We start from the raw sequence: 24,433 nt of genomic DNA on the forward strand, positions 1-24,433 counted from the left end.
GTCCCTCCTTACCACAGGCTTGTCTCACTATATTTCTGAGCAAATTTATTTACTAAATACAAAATCATAAAATTGATTAAGTTGTTGAATAGACCAACAGCAGAGGAGAAGCTGTACTCCGCGTTTAGAATACCGGATTTATACATATATGTTGATAAAACCTCTGATGTAGCCAGGTTTGCATCATTCTGCATCAACAAAACTTTTTCGAATCCTACAGACATCACGGAACCTGTCGCTAGTATTGTACAAATCATAATGGTCGGCATGATTGCCGGAATAGTGATGTTAATAATGCATTGCATCCTTGATGCTCCTTCAAGATAAGCTGCTTCATATTGATCCTGTGGAATACCCGACATCGCAGCGGTATAGATCAAAGTTCCCCAACCAACCGCTTGCCAAATACCAGACCAGACAAAGACGTGTGGGAATAGCTTGGCATTTCCAATAAAGTCAATTGGCGTACCACCGAAATACTCAATCACTGCATTGATAACACCGTCGACCGGGGACGTAAAGAACGTCACCATACCAACAATGATGACTACAGAAATAAAATTAGGAATATAAGAAATCGTTTGTACAATAGACTTATATTTCTTATTGCGAAGTTCATTAAACATAAGTGCCAATATGATCGGAAGTGGAACTCCAACAAGGAGACTGTATAGACTAATTCGAAGAGTATTAATAATAACATCCCAGAAATAGAAGGCGTTAAAGAATCGCTCGAAGTGAGCAAACCCCACCCAAGGGCTACTCATAATACCAAATGCAGGAGAGTAATCCTTAAAAGAAATAACAATTCCATACATCGGTATGTAATTCCATATAATCAAAGAGGTTAGAGGCAGCAGCATCATAAAATACAGCCACTTTTGCTTCAGAATAGATTTACGTTTCGACTTGAGAAGATGCTTCTTGTGAACTGAAGATTCCATGGTATTCCCCTCTCTTTAAAATTCGGGGGAGATTCGCAAAAGGATCTCCCCCCAATAAAAGGTTTAGCTATCTTTGTATCGTTTGTATTGCGCTTGCTTTATTTCCAAGTATTTATCCGATCCCATTTTTTTCAACTGAGCAATGTAAGTATCCCATTCCTTGTCGATATCCTTAGTACCTTGAACAAACTCTACGCGCATCTGACCAACATAATTACCAACATCTGCAATAATAGAAGAGGCTTCGTTGGCTTCCTGGATCGTTGCTGGTAGGTCAGGTAACATCACACTAGGCAGGGTTTCTTCATTCAAATCAGTATATACTGGTACCTTTTGACGTCCTGCGTCTGCTCTGATCTCTGGTGAAAGTTCAATATATGGGAAATATCCGCCATACACGTTATCGACATATTGAAATGCACCCAACCCGATTCCATCTTTGTAGTTCAAAATCTCATCGATGTAAACTTTCTTACCGTCTTCCACATTGTAAGTTACGCCTTCTTTACCTATGTAACCAAATGTACTGCCCTCTTCACTATAGAAATAGTCAACCCACTTCAATATCGCGGCAGGATCCTTCGCATCTTTGGTAATGACAAGGCTCGATCCTCCCGCAACCTGAGAACTTGTTAGCGAAGCCGTATCTCCGTTAGGACCCGCAAGGACATTAATCGCTACAAAGTCACTCTTTACACTCTCTCCGATATAATCTGGAGCAGCCCAGTTCCATGCACCAACCGTATCTTTTGCAGCATCAGCGGTCCATTTGTCATAATCCACACCACTGAATGCCTGCTTGTTGATCGCACCGCTCTTGTACATGCGGTTCTCGTACTTGAATATCTCCTTGTACCCATCGGATGTAATCGTAAGTTGAATCTCATCATTGTCATCGACATAGATAAAGTCACCCACTGCCTTACGGCCACCGTTGCCAATACCGAAGGAACCCAACATCATCTGTTCGAAGGTCCAACCTATTGAACCGCTCGGCATATACCATCCCTGCTCATCATTAATACCATTACCGTTCGGGTCTTGGGTAACAAATGCAGTAAGGGCTTTTTCCAATTCGTCTGTCGTTTTTGGAACTTCCATACCGAGGTTGTCTAGCCATTTCTTATTAATATACAACCGAATCGTCCGATTTCCTTCTGGGTATGGATCTATGTAAGGGGTTGCATAAATATGACCATCAGCACTGGTCAAGCCTTTACGTACGTCCTCATTCTCATCCATATATTTTTGAAGATTTGGTGCATTCTCTTTAATCAAATCTCCCAGTGGAATAAACATTCCTTGCTGTCCGTATTTCAGAAGATCTCCGTTACTCCAGTCCACTTGATAGAAAGCATCTGGTAGTTTCTTTCTAGTCAAAATCACATTTTTCTTCTCGCCGATATCACTAAGTTCTTCCCAGTTCACCTTAATTCCGGACATTTTCTCGTATTCTTGCCACATCCATAAATCCTCTGAAGCAGGTCTTAGGTTAGTCCAACTTGGGCGTAAAAGTGAAATTTCGGTTGTATTTGCCGATTCATCAGAAGCTGTCCCTTTGGAATTCTCTGAATTCCCTCCACAAGCCGTAAGAAGAAGAGCCGACACTAGCATTAATGACACTACTGTTTTTCCTTTTTTAGAACGTAACATCCAATCAACCCCTTATATTTGATATATCATTTCCTAGTACATAACCTATCTTATGATATACCAACCATTTTGTCTAGCGCTTATATTTCTATTATTCACGAAATTTGTAAACCACCATTCCCCAAAAAACGTCCTATAATGAAGCTCATAATCTGTTAGACAACTTTTCGATTTACTAAGCGCACATAATATACAGGGCCTGATCTCTAGTGAATTTCAACTCTGTTTGTTAGTTATCTCTTTCCTATTGCCGAAAGCCTTGATCTGTCGTATATTCAACATAACAACTTTAACTTCGAGTAAGAACCTAAAATATAAATTTGACTTAACCATTACGTTAATGATATATCAAATTAAGCAAGGAGGTAGGTTATGGGACAGGTTCCTCTATACCAAAATATCGTGAATGCTTTAATGGCAAAGATTCAATCCGGGGAGTTAAAAAGTGGGGATCAACTTCCAACCGAAGCAGAAATATCAAAGCAATATAACGTAAGCCGTATCACATCAAAGCGGGCTCTGACGGAATTGGAAAATTCAAATCTGATTTATCGAGTACAGGGTAAGGGAAGTTTCGTGAATTCAATTCATATCTCGAACCGCTCTTCAGTTCATACACGCAAGGAGATTTTGTTAATTCTGCCGTTCTCCCACAATCCAGGACTCGGGGATTATGAGAAAGGTATTAACGAATATCTCAAGAATAGTGACTACACATTAAACATCCAGTCCAACACCATTGTTGAAGAAAGAAAACTATTGAAGGCTGCTCTTCAAAGCACCAACTCGGGAGTGATCTTCTACCCGGTAAGCAGTATTTGCGATCTTGGTATTCTATATCAATATCATCTATCTAATTACCCACTGGTCACGATGGATAAATGTATTGAGGGGATCCCATTCCCATCTGTTGTCTCCGATAATTTTGATGGCGGATATCTGGCTGTCACACATCTGATTGAGAATAATCACAAGAAAATTGCCTTCCTTTCCTCATTGAAGGTAGAGGATTCCTCATCTATACGGGACCGATATTTCGGGTACTTAAAGGCGCTGTATGATAACAACCTCATCGATTACGCTGTGAATGACTTAACAGATCGTTTTTTGACTCAAGAATGTAATAATGGGAAAGAATACTATATTAATTTCCTACAATCCGCTATAGAGCAAGGGGTCACCGGGATTATTGCAGAGAATGACCTCATTGCTATTGAAATTATTCAAATTTCAAAGGAGTTAGGTCTCTCGGTACCAGATGATATATCGATTATCGGCTTTGATAACATTAACCTTGCAAGCTTCGTAGAGCCCAATCTGACTACGATCTCACAGGACTTCAGCCAAATGGGATATCTGGCTGCACAAAGCCTTATTCATCTCATTGAGAGTCCTCAGGGGCATTTGCAAGAACACATGATCGTCCCTGTTCAACTCATTGAACGTCAGACCGTAAAGAAACTGTAGCCCATATCAATTCTTAATATTAAGGAGACTAACTCTATATGTTGCATTACATCGACACTCGTCAAGGCACCAATAACAAACATTCTTATTCCAACGGAAATACACTGCCGTACACCGGAGTACCTTTCGGTATGAATCATTTTGTCGTACAGACGCACGATGAGGGAAGTTGGTTCTTCAATCCGAATGACCGCATCTTTCAAGGTATTCGTCTAACACATCAGCCGAGTCCATGGATGGGTGATTTCTCCCATTTTCTCATGACACCTATCGCAGATGACAAAATCAGAGGATCTGTCTTTACTTGCCAAAGCTCCTACCGACCGGAAGAGGCAATATTTAAACCTCATTATGTTAAAGTGAAACAACAACGTTACAACATCACAAGCGAACTGGTTCCAAGCTGCTACGGTGCATCGTTACGGATCAAATATAACGGTAACCATCAAGCTGGTTTCGTACTGAACGCCAAGAAAAAGAGCGAATTCCATCTAGATGTGGCAAATCGTACACTCACAGGATATGTCAGCAACTTTTCTGGTTCTCATGACGAAGGGCTTCGAATGTACGTGGCTATGACTTTCAACAAAGACATAGATCTTGAGCAGTCTGGTTATTATAATGCTGAAGGAAACTTAATCAATGTAAGTACCCTAAGCGGTGATGATCAGCATGTGGTCATTCGTTTTACAGATTGTGAGAAAGGTACGCTGGATGTTCAACTAGCCACCTCATTTATCAGCATCGAGCAAGCAGAGATTAATTTGAAGCGAGATATGTCTACATCTTTCGATGAACAGAAAGAACAAGCTGCTCAATCTTGGAATCACTACCTGAACAAAATCCAAGTCACTCACACGAACGAAGAATATTTGCGAACTTTCTATACTTGCTTGTACCGCATGTTCCTATTCCCACAGAAATTCTATGAGTTAGATGCTAATATGAAGCCAGTTCATTATGATACGACTGCCAAATCCGTCAAAGAAGGCGTTCTTTATACCAATAACGGATTCTGGGATACATATAAAACGGTATATCCTTTATACTCCATCATTGCACCTAAGGAATATGAGGAAATGCTTGAAGGCTTTATGAATTCATATCGAGAGACAGGATTTTTGCCAAAATGGTTGTCCCCAGATGAACGTGGATTAATGCCTGGTACACTTATTGATGCCGTTATTGCGGATGCGGCATCGAAAGGAATCGCAGCTCATCTAATGCCTGAACTGCTTGAAGCGATGTTAACTGCAGCAACGACGCAAAGTGAGAAGGATTGCTATGGTCGTCAAGGAACGCTGGACTATATCAAATATGGATACGTTCCGAACAACTATCACGAGAGTGTGAATCATACGCTAGACTATGCCTACAGTGATTACTGTATCAGCCGCGTCGCCGAAGTGTTAGGCAAGCGTGATATTGCGGATCAGTATAGAATAAGCGCATTGAATTACCAGAATATTTTTGATTCCGAGACCGGATTTATGCGGTCGAAAGATCAAGAGGGATTTTTCCGTCCCAACTTCAATGATACCAGTTGGGGGCTTGATTATGCCGAAGGCAGTGCATGGCAGAGCAGCTTTGCAGTATTTCAAGATTTCGAAGGGTTAATCGAAGCTTATGGTGGCAAGGAACCATTCTTTAACAAAGTCACTGAACTGTGCAACAAAGTACCAGATTTCGATGTTTTAGGATATGGTTTTGAGATTCATGAGATGAGTGAAATGGCAGCTATCGATTTCGGTCAAGTGGCTATTTCAAACCAACCTAGCTTTCACATTCCGTATCTGTTTAATTATGTCGGACAGCCTGCATCATCTCAAGTTGTCATTAAGCAAATTATGACCAACCTGTTCAATAGCGGTTTTGACGGATTCCCTGGTGACGAAGACAATGGCAGTATGTCTGGTTGGTATGTATTCAGCTCCATGGGCTTCTACCCGGTATGCCCGGGAAGCAATGAATACGTGCTCGGAATTCCGTTGTTCGACAGTGTTTCGATTGAACTACCAAATGGCAAACATATGAATATTCATACGGAGAACAATAATCCTCAATCCAATTTCGTTGCTAATGTGATGTTAGAAGACGAGGAATATAACAAGCTGTATATTACACATGAGGATATTCTAGAAGGCAAATCATTGGATTTCCGTCTCGGACTAGCTCCAACCTACCGCTCCTATGGGCCCGACGAGCTACCATTCTCCATTTCAAAACGTAACGATTAATTCAATCATTCTGTAAGGGACAACGCTATAGACTTATAAAGGTCTATAGCGATGTCCCTTATTTTCATTTCGTTCTAGCTGGATGAACGATACTACCAAATACCCCTCAGCGATTTATAATGTATTATACAAATCGCCAAGGGGTGTTATCATGCTATGATGTTCATTCAAATCTTTCCAGCTAATGTCTTTCTGTATTTCAAAGGTGAAATGCCTGTAGCTTCTTTAAAGAGGTGATGAAAGGTTTTAACACTTCCAAAACCCGAAGCTTCGGCAACTTCTATCATGGGCTCGTCGCCAGTCAATAATAACCACTTTGCTTTGTTCAATCTGTAATCATTAAGAAAAGTGGTGAAATTTTTTCCTGTGTTCTTTTTGAACATCTTGCTGAAATAAAAAGAATCAAAGCCCATATACTCAGCAATTTCCTTCAGTGTGATAGGTTCACGGTAATGATCTTCTACATATGAAAAAATACGTTCAAGCTTCTCTAGCATATCGCGAGAGCGTATATTCCCATTAATCGAAAATTCAATATTTTTTTGTTGGCTATTTCGAGGGACATCACGATAAATCAGCGCAAGCATCTCATACAACTTCGCCTTAATCATGTATCTATAGCCTTCTTTACTCTGGACATTTTCATCGTGAATGCTCTCAATCAGTGAACGCATTCTTTCTGTCGTATATGCTGACCATTTCGAACTAGAATGCTCCATCCCCATAAAGGCTTCCCCGCTAGATCTTGTCTTATCCTGGTGCATAGATATCTCATGATACAGACTCAAATCAAATTGGATGACAATCCGCTCGCTATCGGGTGAAGCTAGGAAGTAATGAACGTCACCACCAATAATGAATTGAATCTCCCCTTTAAGCATGCGAATCGGTACATCATTAATGCCTATATCAAAACTTCCCTTGGTAACATAAATAATTTCAATCTCTTTATGCCAGTGAGGATAGCATAATGCAGTTCCCAGATCGACAAAGCTTCGGAAAGAAAGATCTTTATCCAACTCCGGAATCTCTAAATAAAAGCTCATTTTGTTCCCTCGCACTCTTCAATCTTTTTTATCATTCCTTTAACAATTGTACATTAAAAGGTTGACTATGTTAACAAGAGTTGACTAAAGCATCCTTTCATCTAAACTTTTCAAAGAGCAAAAGACCGCAATATGCTCGTTATCACGGGCACATTGCGATCCTTCTATTAAAATACAATATTATATTTGAAAATTTATAACTCTTTATGAATAACGCTATTCGTCTCTGCAGCTTCAAAAATAGTCTCGATAAGAACCAACACACGGTAAACCTCTTCGTTCTTCACAGCAGGTTCGTTTATCCCTTCGATAACAGCTACCAAATTAGAATAGAATTCCTGGCCAGAATCGCTAATTCGTTCTATTGGCAATCTCACAGTTGATTCCTCGGATGGTGGCGCCATCGTTTTGGTTAATCCTCTTCCTGCCTGAATCGGTATAGGTTCGACTTTATCCACCGCTGGATTGTTCTTAACGATCTCTCCGCTCAGATCCCAATCCAAGATTACAGCTGTACCTTCCAATCCCTTTACATACCAGCGTGGCAGCTTGATGTAATTGGTCGTTCCGACCTCAATGACAGCCGTCAATCCATCCTTGAATCGGATATAAGAAGTGAATCCATCATCAACTTCTGTACCCAATATTGTACTTAGGTTCGCTGAGACGCTTTCTATTTTGCTATCCGTAAGAAGAAGAAGTTGATCTAGTAAATGTACGCCCCAATCTAGAAGCATTCCTCCGCCGTATGCCTTCAGTTGGCGCCAATCTCCCGGGATACCATTAGCGCCTTGAACACGCGATTCCAGATGAAAGACTTCCCCAATTTTTCTTTTGTCCACAATATCTTTAATGATGAGAAAGTCCTCATCCCAACGACGATTCTGATGAACCATAAAGATACGATTCTCTTCTTCTGCCACTTTCATGATTTCCAGCAAATCCGAGCTAGTTATGGTAACAGGCTTTTCGCAAACAACATGTTTTCCTGCACGTAATGCTTGAATGGCCAGTTCCTTATGAACATCATTAGGTGTCGCAATCAACACAATGTCAACGGTTTCATCGGTCAACATACTTTGCAAGCTATCATAAGCTCTATATCCTTTAGACTCCGCCAGTTTCATACGAAGCTCAACAATATCAAAAACCCCAGTCACCGTAATTTGCTCAACTTTATCAATTAACTGTGTGTGATAATCGCCCATTCCACCGTAGCCAATAATGGCAAGATGATACTTTTGTGTATTTTCCATGAATATATTCCCCTTCCCTCTAAAAAGAAATTTCAATTATGATTTGAGTTTCGTTGTTATCGTCTCCAACGCTTCGGAATGCCCGTATACCGGATAGTCGCGGTTCACAGGCATGCACCAACGCACACCATTTACGATGACTTTCTGAATGTCAGGGTGATAGTAAGTTGGATACGATTCGTGACCCGGCTGGAAGTAGAATATTTTTCCATTTCCGCGGCGGTAAGTCGATCCGCTTGGGAACACATTCCCACCTTCAAACCAGCCAACAAAGATTAGTTCATCAGGCGCTGGAACATCAAAATGCGCACCGTACATTTCTTCTTGTTCAAGATCAATATATTCACCAATACCTTCGGCAATCGGATGACTCGGGTCCATGACCCACAAGCGTTCCTTTTCATTCGATTCGCGCCATTTCAAGTCACAGCTTGTACCCATCAGCTTTATGAAAATCTTCGACATATGCGCTGAATGAAGCACTACAAGTCCCATTCCCTTCAACACCTGGTTGTGTACACGGTTAACAATCTCATCGCTCACCTCGCCGTGAGCGACATGCCCCCACCAGATGAGAACATCTGTATGATTAAGAACCTCTTCTGTTAAGCCATGTTCTGGTTCATCCAGCGTCGCCGTCTTTGTATCTATACCAGCTTCTTCCAAGAAACTTGCCAATTGACCATGAATACCTTCCGGATATACTTCTCGGACTTCAGCGTCCGAATGTTCTTGACGATACTCATTCCAAACGGTTACTCTGATCATTATTTCCGCCCCCGCTTTTTCATGTTGTGATATCTCTATTCTACAAAAAATCCTACGTTTTTTCTTCCTACAGTTTTGTGTCTTTATTCCTGTATTTTGTCTTTTGGGATAGTGAAAAACACCGCTAGATATTGAATTTATACAATTCCAATATCTAGCGGTGTTAGATCATGTGATGAAGCTAATCCTTTAAAACAAATTCCTAATTTCCACTACCCATCACTTTAACTCGACCGTTCAAGCCCTCAGCTAACCTTATGCTCAATTCTAAGCTTATCTGCTACCATCGCAATGAATTCCGAGTTGGTCGGCTTAGACTTACTTATATTGATCGTGTAGCCAAACAGGTGGCTGATGGAGTCGATGTTGCCGCGGGTCCATGCCACTTCAATCGCATGACGGATCGCACGTTCTACTCTTGAAGGTGTAGTCTTGAATTTTTCAGCTACGGCTGGATACAGCGTCTTTGTGATGGATCCTAGAATTTCTATGTTGTTATACACCATGGTGATCGCTTCGCGCAGATATTGATATCCTTTAATATGTGCAGGAACGCCAATCTCATGAATGATGGATGTAATGTTTGCATCAAGGTTTCTCCCCTTGCCTAATGAAAGCACGTTAGATCTGTTTGATGACATTGACATATGGGATGAACTGACGGAGGATTGACCAACCAATTGGCGGACCCGATTCGCAAGCACTTCCATGTCAAATGGTTTCAATATGTAGTATGAAGCACCAAGTTGCACAGCTCTTTGGGTAATGTTCTCTTGACCGAAAGCCGTTAACATCACAACTTTGGGTTGAGGTGAAATATCCATCTCACGTAAACGTTCAAGAACTCCAAGACCATCAAGATGAGGCATAATGATATCCAAGATAAGCACATCAGGTGCTTTTCTAGATTCATTGATCATATTGAGCACTTCCTCGCCATTATAAGCGATTCCGGTAACAACCATATCTTCTTGATCCGATAAGTACTCGGCAAGCAAATTTGTAAATTCTCTGTTGTCATCCGCTAATAAGATCTCTATTTTTTGCAATTTTGGTTCCTCCTTGGTTTCCTTCGATAATATAAAACTGAGAATTTTTTCCTCTGACAACACAATTTCGACATTGAAATCCAAATCCCTTCTGTCGAAATATATTTTTCTTTATTTTTTTATCAGCATCATTTATAATAGAATATTTTTATACAAGTTATGATTTAATTCATCTAATTATGACAAAAAACCTTAAAGCTAACTCGCTTTAAGGTTTTTGGATTGATCAGAGGTCTTGGGCATAACTCCTGAATCTTGTAGCATCCATTCAATGAAACATCCATATCCAGATTTCGGATCATTTACAAACACATGTGTCACAGCACCTATCAATTTACCATTTTGGATAATGGGACTACCACTCATCCCTTGCACAATACCACCCGTTTTGCTAATTAATTTAGGATCGGTGACCTTGATAACTAATCCTTTTGTTGAGGGTGTATCCTGTTTCGCCACATGTACGATCTCAATATTATACTTTTCAACTTGTTGTCCATCTACGACAGTTAAAATTTCCGCAGGACCTACTTTGACTTCATCTGCAAGTGCAACTGGGATTGGTTCTTGATATAAACTATGCTCCGGATTCTTAGTCATCTCACCAAAGATCCCAAAATGAGTATTACTAACAATATTACCCAAGATATTCGATTCCTTCAAAAAATGAGCTCGTTTCTCACCAGGTTCTCCATCTTGACTTTTTGAAATAGAGGTGACGTTCGATTCAACAATCTGACCACTTCCAACAACAATTGGCGTTTGAGTATTCATATCTGTTATAACATGCCCTAACGCTCCATATACGCCCTGATCAGGTGCATAGAAAGTTAGTGTGCCTACCCCAGCTGCTGAATCACGAATATACAGCCCAAGCCTCCAAGCCTTATCCTCTTCATCATACGCTGGTGTCAACTTTGTTGATAAGATCTTGTCCCCTCTTTTGAAGGTGACTTCAAGTTTGCTTTTACTTAATCCTGCTTGATCGACAATCTTTCCAACTTTAGTGATGTCCGTCAGTGGGACGCCATCCATATGTGTCATCAAATCACCTAATTGAATTCCAGCATCCTCACCGGGTGATATTCGATGATTGTCAATGACATTCACTAAATGATGTCCAACAACTAAGATCCCATCCGATTTCACCTTAACACCAATGGTCTGTCCTCCTGGATACACCTTTAATCCAGGTATGACTTGAATCCCCATTGTCTCCATGGGCATAGTACTGATGGATTTCGAGGAAAGTTGATCCTTGCCACTATGACTGGAGCTGATTTGCAGTGGCTGACCAGACGACATTTGCATAGTAGGTAACGCAGCGTAACTCTGTACAGACTCACTTGTACCGATTAAACACAGAATAGAGACAGATAATAGGCCAAAAAATTTCTTCCTGAGGTTGGAGCTCAATGGCTGTCACACTCCCTTTTACTTCTTTCGCTTGACGAAAGGTGGTCGCCAAATGCGTACCTTTAAGATAACCCCGCCCTCAGGCTTTTATTACTGTCAATCATTACTCCAATGCCTTACCTGCCAGCTTTTCTCGCTTCAGCCAACTTCAGCATTTCTTTAGCATGATGACGTGTCTTCGTCGTAATCTCAACGCCACCAAGCATACGAGCAAGTTCCTCAACACGCAGAACTTCCGTAAGATGATTTACGCTTGTCATCGTTCGACCATCATGGATATTCTTCTCGATTAAATAATGATGATCGGCCATGCAAGCTACTTGTGGTAAATGCGTTATAGAGAATACTTGACACTCCTCCGATAAATTAAATAATTTCTCAGCAATGGATTGTGCCGCTCGACCGCTAACACCAGTATCTACTTCATCAAATATTAGAACCGGAATTCGATCATGACGAGCAAATATCGTCTTCATAGCAAGCATAATTCTTGAAAGCTCCCCGCCTGAAGCTATTTTACCTAAAGGTCTTAAAGGCTCGCCGGGATTTGGAGAAATCATAAATTCTATATTATCAATACCTTGCTTCGTTAAACGAACTTTATGACCTTCAATCTCATATCCCCGTGGATCCTCCAATAAATCATGTTTAACTTTAAGTGAAGTACGTTCCATTTGAAGATCCTTAAGCTCACCCTCAATTTGGACACCTAAATCGTTGGCACATTGTTTCCTAGCTTGACTTAATTCGAACGCCATTTGGAGTAAATCCACAAAAAGATCATCCCTGCGTTTACGAAGTTGTTCCACATGTTCATCTTTATGTTCCATTAAGTCAACTTCCTTCTTGATGGACTCATAATAGTTCATGATTTGTTCAATACTATCTCCGTACTTTCTTCGCAAGGTAATAATTTTATCTATTCGTTGTTCTATTTCTTCTAATCGCTCTGGATTAAATTCAATTTGTTCACGATAATCTCTTAATTGAAATGTGACATCTTCTAATTGGAAATAGGCGGATTGAAGCTGTTCGAGTAATGGCTTTAGCGCTTGCTCATCATACTGAACAATATCTTTTAGAAAGGTAACTGCAGAACTCATCGAACTTATGCCATGTTGTCCGTATAGAATATCATAGGCACCCGTCACAGAATCCATCATTTTCTCACTATGAGATAGCTTGACCCTTTCTTCAACTAACCATTCATCTTCACCTATTTTTAAATCTGCAGTCGCAATTTCCTCTAATTGGAACTGATATAAATCTAACATTTGGAATGCCTTTTGGCTGTTCTCTTGTAACTCTCGAAGTTCTTTTTCCACTTTAATAAATATAGAGTATTGTTGTTGATACTTATCCTTCAATGGAGCAATCGTTCGTTCACCATATGTATCCAGCATAAATAAATGACTTTCAGGTCGCAATAAGCTTTGATGCTCATGTTGTCCATGAATATTGATCAGATGATCGCCAACTTCACGTAGCATCGTTAGATTTACAAGTTGTCCATTAATTCTAGAAATACTCTTACCTTGAGATGTAATTTCACGTCGAATAACTAAATGTTCTTCATAATTCCCTTCAATACCAAGCTTAGCAAGGGTTGCCCATATCGGATGTCCTTCTTGAAGTTCAAATAACGCCTCAATTTCCGCTTTATCGCAGCCATAACGGATAAGATCTGCAGAACCTCGGCCACCCGCTAAGAGACCCAGAGCATCAATGATGATTGATTTACCCGCTCCTGTCTCTCCTGTTAATACGTGAAATCCTCGATAAAAATGTGCATCAATCGCTTCAATAACAGCTAAATTCCGAATGGATAATGTTGTTAACATGAATCAATCCCACCTCTGCTCTTACTGACTTTACTATTTCAAGAAATAAAACTCATAATTTGATCGATAACGAACAGACTATCCTCTTCAACTCGACAGATCATTAGAATCGTATCATCGCCACAAATGGTTCCCATGATCTGATTCCATTCCATATTGTCTAACAATACAGCTATTGAGTTCGCTGTACCCGGAAGACACTTCAGAACGACAAGATTACCTGTATGATCAATATGCACGAAATTATCTACAAGCGCCCTCTTCAATTTAATGACTGGATTGTAACGCTGATCCGTAGGCATTGAGTACTTATAATTACCTTGATCTGTTGGTACTTTGATAAGTACAAGTTCTTTAATATCCCTCGATACTGTAGCTTGTGTCACTTGAAATCCTGATTCTCGTAAAGAGTCCACTAATTCGTCTTGTGTTTCAATATCACGATTTGTAATGATTTCACGAATCTTAATATGTCGCTGTCCCTTCATAGTTGCCTCCTGCTTGTTTTTATTTTAGGCATTATCGCCTATAAGTTCTTCCTCATCCCAATCGAAATGAATCCGCCTGATTCTTTCTTCGTAAACATCTACGTAGAGCACTCCTGCAGCATCTGGATATAATAGAAACAACGTTAATAAATGGTCCCTTAATGAACTACCTGTCCACTCTAAAGGTAACCGTTTACGTGCTATTTTAACCATATATACCGCACCTTCTTCATTTAATGCTACATAATCAATAAATACTCTGCTGAAGAATTCCTCCTGGTCCACTTCGAAATATAGGGGAATTTTGATTCTACCACCAACGACATCATATCCGTTGTTTCGCATGACATCCAGAGCAGGATGTTCAGGTATGTAATCATTAAAAGGTATCTTCAGTCTGTCGTCCAGTGTCGTGTTTGATAACCAGTTCTTTACTAGAATAACAACCCCCACGATGAGGACAATACTAACGATAGCCATCACTAACGCATCTGTTGTCTCTACCACAAGAATCACCCCGTTAGAAGTATTCGAGAACTTCAGAAAAAAACCTTTTTCAGCAAGAAAACTCATCTATTTAGATGAGTTCCCCTTAAATGTATGTGTAGCTTCTTGTATGACTTGATTGATGAGCGTCATCAAACGTTCATTATTCATCGGGGATACTTCTAATGTATCTTCATTCAACTTCCAATAGGCTAGAAATTCGATATTCCCTTCCCCACCTGTAATAGGTGAGAATGTGAGTCCCTGCAATCGGTAACCCATTTCTTCTGCTAACGTAAGAACCGTTGTTAACACTTCACGGTGAACAGCGGAATCTCGGATAACACCAGACTTACCCACCTTTTCCCGTCCTGCTTCGAATTGCGGCTTAATCAAAGCAACAATACGTGAGGATGGGTTCAATAATGCCATTAACGGTGGCAAAATGATTCGAAGTGAAATAAAAGAAACATCAATGCTTGCAAAATTAGGAGAAGGTCCAACCAAATCGCTAGGTGTCATGTAGCGGAAATTTGTTTTCTCCATTACACAGACACGATCATCACTACGAAGTGACCAATCTAATTGGTTCGTGCCTACATCAATAGCATAGACATGTTGAGCTCCATGCTTAAGAGCGCAATCGGTAAATCCACCTGTCGAAGACCCGATATCAAGCATGATGGAATCTTGCAAATTAATTTCGAATGTATCAATCGCCTTTTTAAGCTTTAATCCACCACGACTCACGTAAGGATGAACAGCACCTTTTACCCTAATCACAGCATCTCTTGGGATCTTCATGCCTGGCTTCTCAATACGTTCTTCAGCTGCAAATACTAATCCCGCCATTATTGCTGCCTTTGCTTTTTCACGGCTATCATATAATCCTTGTTCAACCAGAAGAACATCAATTCGTTCTTTTACCATCTATTCACCTTATTTCCGTCTTTACGCCTTAGGACGAAAAGTTACTCTTTCCATATTCATAAGGATGTAACGCAACCAGTCTACGTACTTCCTCGCATACGCCATCAACAGTCAGACCTGTTTCCTCACGCTGCTCTTTAATGCTACCATGCTCAATAAATCGATCCGGAATTCCCATAATAGATACGGTTGTATTAAATATATGTTCGTTTGCGTAGAACTCGAGAACAGCACTGCCCAGACTACCTGCCTCACATGCTTCCTCTAGAACGATCATGTTCGTATTCCTCTGAGCAAGTGATCTTAACATCACTTCATCTACAGGCTTTAGAAAGCGTGCATTCACAACCTGTAATTGAATTCCATCACGTTTCAACTGTTCTGCAGCTTCTAATGCGATTTGCACCATAGGACCCACAGCAAGTACGGCATAGCCCTCACCTTCACGAACCGTTTCCCATAAACCAATTGGAATAGAAACCAACTGTTCATCCAGCGCAACACCGAGTCCATTAATACGTGGGTAACGATAAGCAATCGGGCCATCATTATATTCTAGTGCCGTGAACATCATATGACGTAGCTCATTCTCATCTTTAGGCATCATGAGAACCATATTCGGTATATGCCGCATAAAAGCAATATCATAAACACCTTGATGTGTTTCTCCGTCTGCCCCAACATATCCTGCACGATCTATAGCGAACATGACATTTGCATTATGTCTGCATATATCATGTACAATCTGATCATAAGAGCGTTGCATAAATGTGGAATACACAGCAAATACAGGCTTCATACCTTCCATTGCCATTGCAGCACACATTGTAGCAGCATGCTGTTCAGCTATACCAACATCAATCATACGCTCAGGGAACCGCTTGCTGAATGGGAATAGTCCAGAACCTCCAGGCATTGCAGGGGTTACAGCTACTATTCTTGAATCTCGTTCTCCAAGTTCAATTAATGTCTGGGCGAACACATCTGTATACATTGGGTTACCAACCGATTTCACTACTTGACCGGATTCTATCTTGTATGGTGTAATTCCATGCCATTTATAGGAATCTGCTTCGGCAGGTGTGTAACCTTTACCCTTGGTTGTAAGCACATGAACAAATACAGGACCATCCACATTATCTGCTTGACGAAAAGCTTCAATTAATTTCGACATATCATGTCCATCGACAGGTCCAAGATAGGTTAAACCTAGTTCCTCGAACAAAATACCTGGAACGACCATATATTTCAGACTATCTTTTAACTTCTCGACCGTCTTCGCTAATTTACCGCCAATCGCCGGAATTTTCTTTAACAAGACTTCCACTTCATCTTTTGCACGTAAATAATGACGATCTGATCTGATTTTACTTAGATAATTGTGCATTGCTCCTACATTCGGTGCAATAGACATCTCATTGTCATTAAGAATCACCATAAGCTTCTTCTGCTCATGACCAATATGATTCAGAGCTTCAAATGCCATACCACCAGTAAGTGCACCGTCTCCAATAACAGCAACTACTTTGTTATCTTCGCCTTTTAAATCTCTCGCAAGAGCCATTCCCATAGCAGCAGAAAGAGATGTGCTACTATGTCCGGCTTCCCAAACATCATGTTCACTTTCTGATCTCTTCACGAATCCACATAGCCCGTTATATTTACGCAATGAATCGAAGCGATCCATGCGTCCAGTAAGTATTTTGTGGACATATGCTTGATGACCAACATCGAATATGAATTTATCTTTTGGACTACTGTAACAATAATGAAGGGCAATCGTAAGTTCTACCACACCTAAATTTGATGCAAGATGTCCACCCGTAACAGATAATTTCTCGATCAGGAATTGACGAATCTCACTCGCTAAAGAATTCAATTCATCCACGGAAAGAGACTTTAACTGTTCTGGATTATTTAATTGTGGAAGCTGCACTATAATCTCCCCACTTTTCTTCAATAGGATTTATTAATGTTTCGAATAGAAACTTTTCGCTCATTATATCATAGACGACACCTATTATTATAATTTGACAGTTTTAGTGATCTCTACTGACCAAATAATCTGCTATATCAAGAAGTAACGCTGGATTGGGAATGGGTGCTTCTAATACAATTCTTTTCGCTTCTTGCGTAAGTCTTGCGACTTCCAATTGCGAATTCTCAAGGCCGATGAAGTAAGGGTACGTCACTTTGTCTTGTTTGATATCACTTTGCGTCTTTTTGCCTAACTTCTTCTCATCACCAATGAGGTCAAGCACATCATCTTGTATCTGAAAGGCAAGACCCAGATGATGCCCATAAGAACGTAGCGCCTCAATACAAACCTTATCCGCTCCAGCAATACGTCCACCTGCAACAAGAGAGAATATGATCAAATCAGCTGTTTTATGAAGATGAATATACTCTAATTGCGTTAGATTCGTTAATCCTTGTTCACCTTCCATATCAGCCACTTGACCTCCAACCATACCTCTTGGTCCAGCCATTTCTGATAGATCAGATATGATGTCAACGACTTGCTCTGCAGGAATGCCGTGCGTTCGCGATATTTGGGCTAAATGGTAGAATGCATGTGTAAGCAACCCATCCCCCGCAAGAATAGCCATTGCTTCGCCAAATACTTTATGATTCGTAAGCTTACCTCGACGATAATCATCATTATCCATTGCAGGTAGATCATCATGAATCAAAGAGTACGTATGTATCATTTCAACAGAACATGCCGCTTCTATAGCCGCTTCACGATCCCCACCCATCGCTTCACATGCCGCGATAACCAATAAAGGTCGCAATCGTTTCCCTCCAGCGAGGAGAGAATATGTCATGGATTCCTTCAGATTAACCGGCACATCCCAAGTCACAGGAATAATATTTAGCAAGGACGTTGTCATTTTATCCGTTACATCATCTATATACTCATGAAGTGGTGGAGGGTTAATCATTTGATTCCCCGCTTTCTGACTCTAGAGAAGCAACTAATGGTTTTCTTTTTAATTCGCCGTCTTCTTGAACAATCATTTCAATTTTCTGTTCAACTAGCTCAAGTTTTTGGTTACATAATTGTGATAGTCCCATCCCTTTTTGGAATAATTCAATTGCTTTTTCCAATGGAACATCTCCATGCTCTAACTCATCAACAATAGCCTCTAACTGACTCATTGCTTGTTCAAATTTCAATTCAGTCGCCTTTGCCATGATCTAAGTCCTCCTCCATTGCCCATACGCGAGCGTCAAATTGACCATCACTCAATCTAACCTTCACCAAATCTCCTACCTTTACATCTTCAAGCGATTTAACCAAATGAGAATCCTGCTCATCATAGACCAGACTATATCCACGAGACATGACCTTCAACGGACTAAGCGCATCCAATTGTTTGATTGCAGTACCTAATTGATTCTTATTCGTTTTAAGGATGGCTGTCATAGCCATTTGAAGTTGATGATCATTCTTCTCTTTGTGTTTTCTAACCGCAGCAACTTGATTCTTAGGATTGAATCGCAACAGACTCTGATGCATTCGTGAATTCCGTTCTTTGTTTAACTTCATTTCGGAACGAATTGACCGGGTCAGTTGCTGTTGCAGCTTGTCCAAGCGCTCCGTGTGTTGATGTAACGTTCTCTTGGGGTTAACCAATACAGGCGAACGCTGTAGCGCTAATAAACGTTCACGATGATAGGATACACGCTGTCTCAACGACTGACGAAGCTGTCTTTGCATATTCGCTAAGGAAGCCTTAACATCCGCCATATTAGGTACGGCAAGTTCTGCTGCTGCTGTAGGTGTTGCTGCTCTAAGGTCAGCCACAAAATCAGCAATTGTGAAATCTGTCTCATGACCAACGGCTGATATGATAGGGATCGCAGATTTATATATAGCTCTAGCAACGGTTTCCTCATTAAAAGCCCACAATTCCTCCAGTGAACCGCCACCTCGACCGACAATGATAACATCAACCTCAGCCATGGTGTTCAGCATTTCAATCGCCTTCACAATAGAAGGTGCAGCATCTTTACCTTGGACAAGTACAGGGTATAACGTGATGTGTACTTGTGGATAACGACGTTGTAAGGTAATCATAATATCTTTTACCGCTGCACCTGTAGGTGAAGTAATCACACCAATGGCTCTCGGGTATACAGGTATCGGCTGTTTATGAGTCGTTGCAAATAGACCTTCTAATTCCAATCTTTTTTTCAACTGTTCAAAAGCAAGGTAAAGACTTCCAATGCCATCAGGTTGCATATGTGTCGCATAGAACTGATATTGCCCATCTCGTTCGTAGACAGTTACATTTCCATGGGCAATAACCCGTGCACCTTCCTTAGGCAGAAAAGGTAACTTCTGATTATATGATCCGAACATGATCGCTTTTATACGACTGCTCTCGTCTTTCAAAGTGAAATACATATGCCCACTAGAGTGATGAGTAAAATTAGATATTTCTCCACGAATCCACACATCAGACAACAATGAATCTGAATCCATCTTCATGCGAATATAACGACTTAGATCCTTAATAGATAATACCTTTTGATCTTCCATAGCAGAACCCTTTATGATAACCCGTGATGCCGTTTAGCAGCAACGAGTGTATTCTTCATAAGCATAGTAATCGTCATTGGACCAACACCACCTGGTACAGGTGTGATTGCACCACATACTTCTTTAACACTTTCGAAATCAACATCGCCAGCAAGCTTACCATTATCCAATCGATTCATACCCACATCAATAACGACTGCTCCAGGTTTAACATAGCTTGCATCAATATAATTCGCACGGCCAATTGCAACGACTAGGATGTCAGCTTGGCGAGCAATTTCAGCCATATTTGCAGTTCGTGAGTGACACATAGTGACCGTAGCATTCTCACGTTGAAGCAATAATGAGACAGGCTTACCTACGATATTACTACGACCAATAACAACAGCATGCTTACCAGACAATTCAATACCCGTACGCTCAATCAATTCGATGACACCTGCTGGTGTACAAGGAAGTAGACTTTCATTGCCAATGACTAAGTTCCCTACATTGATTGGATGAAATCCGTCTACATCTTTCTCAACAGCTATCGCATTGATGATGGATTTCTCTTCGATATGTGCAGGTAATGGAAGTTGGACAAGTATCCCATTAATATTCTCTTGCTTGTTAAGCTTATGGACTAGAGCCAATAATTCATCTTGTGTCGTTTGAGCAGATAGACGATGTACCTCAGAATAATAGCCTAAATCTTGACAAGCTTTCTCTTTGTTACGGACATAGACTTGTGAACCAGCGTCCTCACCAACCAATATTACTGCAAGACCAGGGATTACTCCTGCATTTGCAAGCTCCTTGACTTCTTCTGTCAATGCAACACGAATTTCATTGGATACTTCCTTACCACTGATTATCTTTGATGTCATCATTATCTCTCCTATCTATTCATTATGATTTATTATTGGTTTCTTTCTTTTAACTCAACTAAGTCACCGATCATCTTACCTAGAACACCATTTACGAATTTACCCGAATCTTCAGTACCGAAATGCTTAGCAAGATCGATCGCCTCATTCACGACTACTTTTGCAGGAACATCTTCTTGATATACCATTTCATACGTAGCTAGACGCAATACCTGACGATCCACACGGGATAATCGACTGATCTGCCATCCAACCAAATAATGAATTAACAATTCATCAATGGCGACTTTATTATTCCATGTGCCATTCACCAATTCGATCACATATTGCTTCAACTTTGTCTCGTCTTTGATGATTCGGTCTGTCTCATTCTCTTCAGAAGCTTCCATTAACAGAATGGATACCGCCTCTTCACTATCTACCAAATTCATTTCCATCTGATACAAGCTTTGTACTACGATTTCTCTAGCTACTCGTCTTTTCATTATTATATCTTTCCTCCTGAACTTCACTTAAGCTCTATATGATTGTTGTCCACCAGTATTTCTAATTATTCGCAAAAAAAACCTAAGATATCTTCCTCCAAAAATAGGCATCATGAAACTGCAGCTCTTTTTTCCGGAGAAAGCATATCTTAGGGTTCATTTGAAAAGACGCCATTTCTCCGATAACCACTGCGTAGTTTCCCTCCACTGAAATGGAGATTCCTGACGCAGATCCTTTCTTTTACCGAAGATATATCCTATGAACACAACTAATGCAAAGAACAACATATCCCAAAAACCAGATATTAGATAAACAATACCTAAAGCGATTCCGCCTGCTAATCCACCAATTCTTCCTCCGTGACTCTCCCATACTTCTTTCCAATACATGGGGAAATTCACCTCTATTCCACTCTACTCTTGAAACTTGGGGACAATGCCACATTCGCAATATACACAGCTACATTAGCTACGGGTATACCCGTCGTTTCCTGCAAATAATCATGAACCTGTTTCTGTATGTCCGAAGACAATGTAGGTATTGAATATTCACCATCTACAACAGCACGAATCTTGATATCAATACCTGCTTGATCCATTCTAATTCTAGCCTTTAAGTCTCTTATTCCACGCACTTTTGAAGCTGCTTTTAGACATAGATTCTCAATGGTTTCTACCGATATCTGGATATCTCCATACTCTGTGTGCTGATCAATGGATGTCGTCTTATTATGATCTCTTCGAATAGAAATATAGAAGAAACGAATACTAAGTAGGAACAGAATAACCAGACCTATGATGACTGTAATAAACACTCCGTAATTGGATTGATCCACCCATTTGAATGGTAACGCACCGTTTAGTTGAAGGATTGCAGCTACAGAAAGAATAGCGATACTCAAGCTATAAAGAAACAGCAAAAGTCTATCAAGTATTTTAGCCACGAAACAATCCAACCTCCTAAAATTATAGTAAACCCGCGACACCTACGTCGGGGGTTTAATGAACTATCAGACTCCGTTATTTAACACGCTGAGTGAAATCAACATCATCGTTAGTTTTCTCAATTTGCTTAAAAATAACGTCATGAATATGAACATTTACTTCAATGACTGTCAATCCTGTCATGTTCTCAATGGATCGCTTCACGTTATGCTGAATTTGAGCTGCTACTTCTGGTAAGCGATAGCCATATTCTATAATGACGGACACATCAATCGCGGCTTCCTTTTGTCCTACTTCTACTTTTACGCCTTTGGATTGATTCTTACGACCTAAAAGTTCAGCAATACCTCCAGCAAATCCGCCACTCATTCCTGCTACACCGTGAATTTCCACTGTAGCTAATCCAGCAATCACTTCGATCACTTCAGGAGCGATTTGAATCTCACCGATATCCGTACGTTCAAACTCAGTCGGTAATGTACTCATAATAAATTCGTCACACCCTCCAAGTAAATTTCTTTCATTCTATAATATCAAATAACGTAATCCAAGCCTATTAAATAAGTTATTCATACTATAGCATTTTGATCTCTTTAAGACAAACAAAGTGTTAAATAATTTCGTTATCTTCAAGGAACTTAATATCGAAATCGCCATCGATAAATGTAGGGTGATTCAACAACTTTTGATGGAAGGAAATAGTTGTATGTATTCCTCCAACCGTGAACTCCGCTAGAGCACGTTTCATTTTGGCAATAGCTTCATTTCTTGTTGGTGCCCAGACAATTAGTTTAGCAATCATGGAATCATAATAAGGCGGAATGTGATAGCCTTGATAAGCAGCGCTATCGATTCGAACACCAGGGCCCCCTGGCGGAAGGTAGAATGTAATCTCACCAGGACATGGCATGAAGTTACGTTCAGGATCTTCGGCATTGATACGACATTCGATAGACCATCCATTGATAACAATATCATCTTGTGTAAAAGATAGTGCTTTACCTTCGGCCACACATATCATTTCCTTAATGATATCAACACCTGTTACCATTTCAGTTACTGGATGTTCAACCTGAATACGTGTATTCATCTCCATGAAATAGAATTGTCCATCTTGACCTAAGAGAAATTCAAGTGTTCCAGCTCCTGAGTATTGAACAGACTTGGCAGCTCGAATAGCTGCTTCACCCATTTGCTCACGAATTTCTGGTGATAGTACAGGACATGGAGCTTCTTCAAGCAATTTCTGTCTACGACGTTGTATGGAACAATCACGTTCACCAAGGTGCACAACATGACCGTAATTATCTGCAATGATCTGGATCTCTACATGCTTCATTCCAGTCAAGTATTTCTCTAAATATACTCCTGCATTACCAAATGCCTTCTGTGCTTCTTGTTGTGCAGCTGTGATCTGCTTAATTAAAGATTCCTCATCATCTGCAATTCGGATTCCCTTGCCACCACCACCAGCAGTTGCCTTGATAATTAAAGGGTAACCAATCTCACGTGCAATCACGATCGCTTCGACTAAATTGTCTACAATCCCATCAGAGCCAGGTATAACCGGTACACCCGCTTCTTTCATCGTCAATTTAGCAACAGACTTATCTCCCATTCGTGCTATCGATTCTGCAGATGGACCTATAAATGTGATGTTACATGATTCACAAATCTCAGCAAAATCAGCATTCTCAGCTAAGAATCCATACCCAGGATGAATGGCATCACATTCCGTTAATGTCGCTACACTCATAATATTAGTAACATTAAGGTAACTATCCTTAGATAAGTATGGACCTATACAATAAGCTTCATCTGCTAAACGAACATGTAACGAGTCTTTATCTGCTTCAGAATAGACTGCCACGGTAGAAATATTAAGTTCACGACAAGCTCGGATAATACGAACCGCTATCTCTCCACGGTTCGCAATGAGCACTTTATGAAATTTCATTGCTAGTACCATCCTCCTAAAAGTTTTCCGAAGGAAAACTCACTTCG

The 24,433-nt window shown here is 40.4% G+C and carries 23 protein-coding genes; 2 read left to right on the forward strand and 21 right to left on the reverse strand.

All coding sequences use genetic code 11. The annotated features are described in order from the left end of the window. Positions 1–8: 8 nt before the first annotated feature. Complete coding sequence (locus ACH8E3_RS01520; RefSeq protein WP_458630812.1) at positions 9–944, reverse strand: ABC transporter permease; 936 nt, start codon at positions 942–944, stop codon at positions 9–11. A gap of 63 nt (positions 945–1,007) precedes the next feature. Continuing rightward, a complete protein-coding gene (locus tag ACH8E3_RS01525; protein ID WP_458630813.1) occupies positions 1,008–2,597 on the reverse strand; it encodes an extracellular solute-binding protein in 1,590 nt (529 codons plus the stop codon). 372 nt (positions 2,598–2,969) lie between these two features. Between ACH8E3_RS01525 and ACH8E3_RS01530 the strand changes: the two genes are divergently transcribed. Both ACH8E3_RS01530 and ACH8E3_RS01535 read left to right on the forward strand, forming a co-directional pair. Further along, positions 2,970–4,064, forward strand: a complete 1,095-nt coding sequence (locus tag ACH8E3_RS01530; protein WP_458630814.1) for a GntR family transcriptional regulator — start codon at positions 2,970–2,972, stop codon at positions 4,062–4,064. A gap of 38 nt (positions 4,065–4,102) precedes the next feature. Beyond that, a complete protein-coding gene (locus ACH8E3_RS01535) occupies positions 4,103–6,301 on the forward strand; it encodes a GH92 family glycosyl hydrolase (protein WP_458630815.1) in 2,199 nt (732 codons plus the stop codon). A gap of 167 nt (positions 6,302–6,468) precedes the next feature. Here ACH8E3_RS01535 and ACH8E3_RS01540 read toward each other — a convergent pair whose 3' ends face one another. From ACH8E3_RS01540 to accC, 19 genes are all read right to left on the reverse strand, one after another. Further along, entirely contained in the window at positions 6,469–7,347 is an 879-nt protein-coding gene (locus ACH8E3_RS01540; RefSeq protein WP_458630816.1) for an AraC family transcriptional regulator, read from the reverse strand. A gap of 194 nt (positions 7,348–7,541) precedes the next feature. Further along, positions 7,542–8,603, reverse strand: coding sequence for a Gfo/Idh/MocA family protein (locus tag ACH8E3_RS01545; RefSeq protein WP_458630817.1), 1,062 nt, complete (start codon positions 8,601–8,603; stop codon positions 7,542–7,544). A gap of 36 nt (positions 8,604–8,639) precedes the next feature. Continuing rightward, positions 8,640–9,371, reverse strand: a complete 732-nt coding sequence (locus tag ACH8E3_RS01550; RefSeq protein WP_458630818.1) for a ThuA domain-containing protein — start codon at positions 9,369–9,371, stop codon at positions 8,640–8,642. 245 nt (positions 9,372–9,616) lie between these two features. Further along, positions 9,617–10,420, reverse strand: coding sequence for a sporulation transcription factor Spo0A (gene spo0A / locus ACH8E3_RS01555; protein ID WP_458630819.1), 804 nt, complete (start codon positions 10,418–10,420; stop codon positions 9,617–9,619). Between the two features lie 198 nt (positions 10,421–10,618). After that, entirely contained in the window at positions 10,619–11,836 is a 1,218-nt protein-coding gene (spoIVB, locus tag ACH8E3_RS01560; RefSeq protein WP_458630820.1) for a SpoIVB peptidase, read from the reverse strand. Positions 11,837–11,952: 116 nt separating this feature from the next. Then, positions 11,953–13,677 carry a DNA repair protein RecN gene (gene recN / locus ACH8E3_RS01565; RefSeq protein WP_458630821.1) on the reverse strand — a complete coding sequence of 575 codons (1,725 nt, stop codon included), beginning with the start codon at positions 13,675–13,677 and terminating at the stop codon, positions 11,953–11,955. A gap of 38 nt (positions 13,678–13,715) precedes the next feature. Next, the gene (gene ahrC, locus ACH8E3_RS01570) at positions 13,716–14,165 is read right to left on the reverse strand and encodes a transcriptional regulator AhrC/ArgR (protein ID WP_458630822.1); all 450 of its coding nucleotides are present in this window, start codon (positions 14,163–14,165) and stop codon (positions 13,716–13,718) included. 24 nt (positions 14,166–14,189) lie between these two features. Next, complete coding sequence (locus ACH8E3_RS01575) at positions 14,190–14,738, reverse strand: hypothetical protein (RefSeq protein ID WP_458630823.1); 549 nt, start codon at positions 14,736–14,738, stop codon at positions 14,190–14,192. Beyond that, a complete protein-coding gene (locus ACH8E3_RS01580) occupies positions 14,739–15,581 on the reverse strand; it encodes a TlyA family RNA methyltransferase (protein ID WP_458630824.1) in 843 nt (280 codons plus the stop codon). It lies immediately after the preceding gene. Positions 15,582–15,609: 28 nt separating this feature from the next. Next, positions 15,610–17,517, reverse strand: coding sequence for a 1-deoxy-D-xylulose-5-phosphate synthase (gene dxs / locus ACH8E3_RS01585; RefSeq protein WP_458630825.1), 1,908 nt, complete (start codon positions 17,515–17,517; stop codon positions 15,610–15,612). A 103-nt stretch (positions 17,518–17,620) separates the two neighbouring features. Beyond that, on the reverse strand, positions 17,621–18,526 hold the full coding sequence (locus ACH8E3_RS01590; protein ID WP_458630826.1) for a polyprenyl synthetase family protein: 906 nt from the start codon (positions 18,524–18,526) through the stop codon (positions 17,621–17,623). Continuing rightward, positions 18,519–18,779, reverse strand: coding sequence for an exodeoxyribonuclease VII small subunit (gene xseB, locus ACH8E3_RS01595; RefSeq protein ID WP_458630827.1), 261 nt, complete (start codon positions 18,777–18,779; stop codon positions 18,519–18,521). The genes ACH8E3_RS01590 and xseB overlap by 8 nt, the downstream gene beginning before the upstream one ends. Then, the gene (gene xseA, locus ACH8E3_RS01600; RefSeq protein ID WP_458630828.1) at positions 18,763–20,130 is read right to left on the reverse strand and encodes an exodeoxyribonuclease VII large subunit; all 1,368 of its coding nucleotides are present in this window, start codon (positions 20,128–20,130) and stop codon (positions 18,763–18,765) included. The genes xseB and xseA overlap by 17 nt, the downstream gene beginning before the upstream one ends. Before the next feature lie 11 nt (positions 20,131–20,141). Continuing rightward, positions 20,142–20,999: a bifunctional methylenetetrahydrofolate dehydrogenase/methenyltetrahydrofolate cyclohydrolase FolD gene (gene folD / locus ACH8E3_RS01605; RefSeq protein ID WP_458630902.1), complete on the reverse strand. Its 858-nt coding sequence runs from the start codon at positions 20,997–20,999 to the stop codon at positions 20,142–20,144. 32 nt (positions 21,000–21,031) lie between these two features. Next, a complete protein-coding gene (gene nusB / locus ACH8E3_RS01610; RefSeq protein WP_458630829.1) occupies positions 21,032–21,484 on the reverse strand; it encodes a transcription antitermination factor NusB in 453 nt (150 codons plus the stop codon). Positions 21,485–21,640: 156 nt separating this feature from the next. Further along, positions 21,641–21,874 (reverse strand): DUF2273 domain-containing protein, encoded by a 234-nt coding sequence (locus ACH8E3_RS01615; protein WP_458630830.1) that lies wholly within the window; start codon positions 21,872–21,874, stop codon positions 21,641–21,643. 14 nt (positions 21,875–21,888) lie between these two features. Further along, positions 21,889–22,428: an alkaline shock response membrane anchor protein AmaP gene (gene amaP, locus ACH8E3_RS01620; RefSeq protein ID WP_458630831.1), complete on the reverse strand. Its 540-nt coding sequence runs from the start codon at positions 22,426–22,428 to the stop codon at positions 21,889–21,891. A 76-nt stretch (positions 22,429–22,504) separates the two neighbouring features. After that, entirely contained in the window at positions 22,505–22,915 is a 411-nt protein-coding gene (locus ACH8E3_RS01625; protein WP_458630832.1) for an Asp23/Gls24 family envelope stress response protein, read from the reverse strand. A 124-nt stretch (positions 22,916–23,039) separates the two neighbouring features. After that, positions 23,040–24,386, reverse strand: a complete 1,347-nt coding sequence (gene accC / locus ACH8E3_RS01630) for an acetyl-CoA carboxylase biotin carboxylase subunit (protein ID WP_458630833.1) — start codon at positions 24,384–24,386, stop codon at positions 23,040–23,042. Positions 24,387–24,433 lie beyond the last annotated feature (47 nt).

It is taken from the genome of Paenibacillus sp. CMAA1364, from assembly GCF_054373195.1.

Coding starts and splice junctions, on each gene's coding strand:
- ACH8E3_RS01520 (WP_458630812.1), bottom strand. CDS start 944: ATGGAATCTTCAGTTCACAAGAAGCATCTTCTCAAGTCGAAACGTAAA.
- ACH8E3_RS01525 (WP_458630813.1), bottom strand. CDS start 2,597: ATGTTACGTTCTAAAAAAGGAAAAACAGTAGTGTCATTAATGCTAGTG.
- ACH8E3_RS01530 (WP_458630814.1), top strand. CDS start 2,970: ATGGGACAGGTTCCTCTATACCAAAATATCGTGAATGCTTTAATGGCA.
- ACH8E3_RS01535 (WP_458630815.1), top strand. CDS start 4,103: ATGTTGCATTACATCGACACTCGTCAAGGCACCAATAACAAACATTCT.
- ACH8E3_RS01540 (WP_458630816.1), bottom strand. CDS start 7,347: ATGAGCTTTTATTTAGAGATTCCGGAGTTGGATAAAGATCTTTCTTTC.
- ACH8E3_RS01545 (WP_458630817.1), bottom strand. CDS start 8,603: ATGGAAAATACACAAAAGTATCATCTTGCCATTATTGGCTACGGTGGA.
- ACH8E3_RS01550 (WP_458630818.1), bottom strand. CDS start 9,371: ATGATCAGAGTAACCGTTTGGAATGAGTATCGTCAAGAACATTCGGAC.
- recN (WP_458630821.1), bottom strand. CDS start 13,677: ATGTTAACAACATTATCCATTCGGAATTTAGCTGTTATTGAAGCGATT.
- ahrC (WP_458630822.1), bottom strand. CDS start 14,165: ATGAAGGGACAGCGACATATTAAGATTCGTGAAATCATTACAAATCGT.
- ACH8E3_RS01575 (WP_458630823.1), bottom strand. CDS start 14,738: ATGAGTTTTCTTGCTGAAAAAGGTTTTTTTCTGAAGTTCTCGAATACT.
- ACH8E3_RS01580 (WP_458630824.1), bottom strand. CDS start 15,581: ATGGTAAAAGAACGAATTGATGTTCTTCTGGTTGAACAAGGATTATAT.
- ACH8E3_RS01590 (WP_458630826.1), bottom strand. CDS start 18,526: ATGATTAACCCTCCACCACTTCATGAGTATATAGATGATGTAACGGAT.
- xseB (WP_458630827.1), bottom strand. CDS start 18,779: ATGGCAAAGGCGACTGAATTGAAATTTGAACAAGCAATGAGTCAGTTA.
- xseA (WP_458630828.1), bottom strand. CDS start 20,130: ATGGAAGATCAAAAGGTATTATCTATTAAGGATCTAAGTCGTTATATT.
- folD (WP_458630902.1), bottom strand. CDS start 20,999: ATGACATCAAAGATAATCAGTGGTAAGGAAGTATCCAATGAAATTCGT.
- nusB (WP_458630829.1), bottom strand. CDS start 21,484: ATGAAAAGACGAGTAGCTAGAGAAATCGTAGTACAAAGCTTGTATCAG.
- ACH8E3_RS01615 (WP_458630830.1), bottom strand. CDS start 21,874: ATGTATTGGAAAGAAGTATGGGAGAGTCACGGAGGAAGAATTGGTGGA.
- ACH8E3_RS01625 (WP_458630832.1), bottom strand. CDS start 22,915: ATGAGTACATTACCGACTGAGTTTGAACGTACGGATATCGGTGAGATT.
- accC (WP_458630833.1), bottom strand. CDS start 24,386: ATGAAATTTCATAAAGTGCTCATTGCGAACCGTGGAGAGATAGCGGTT.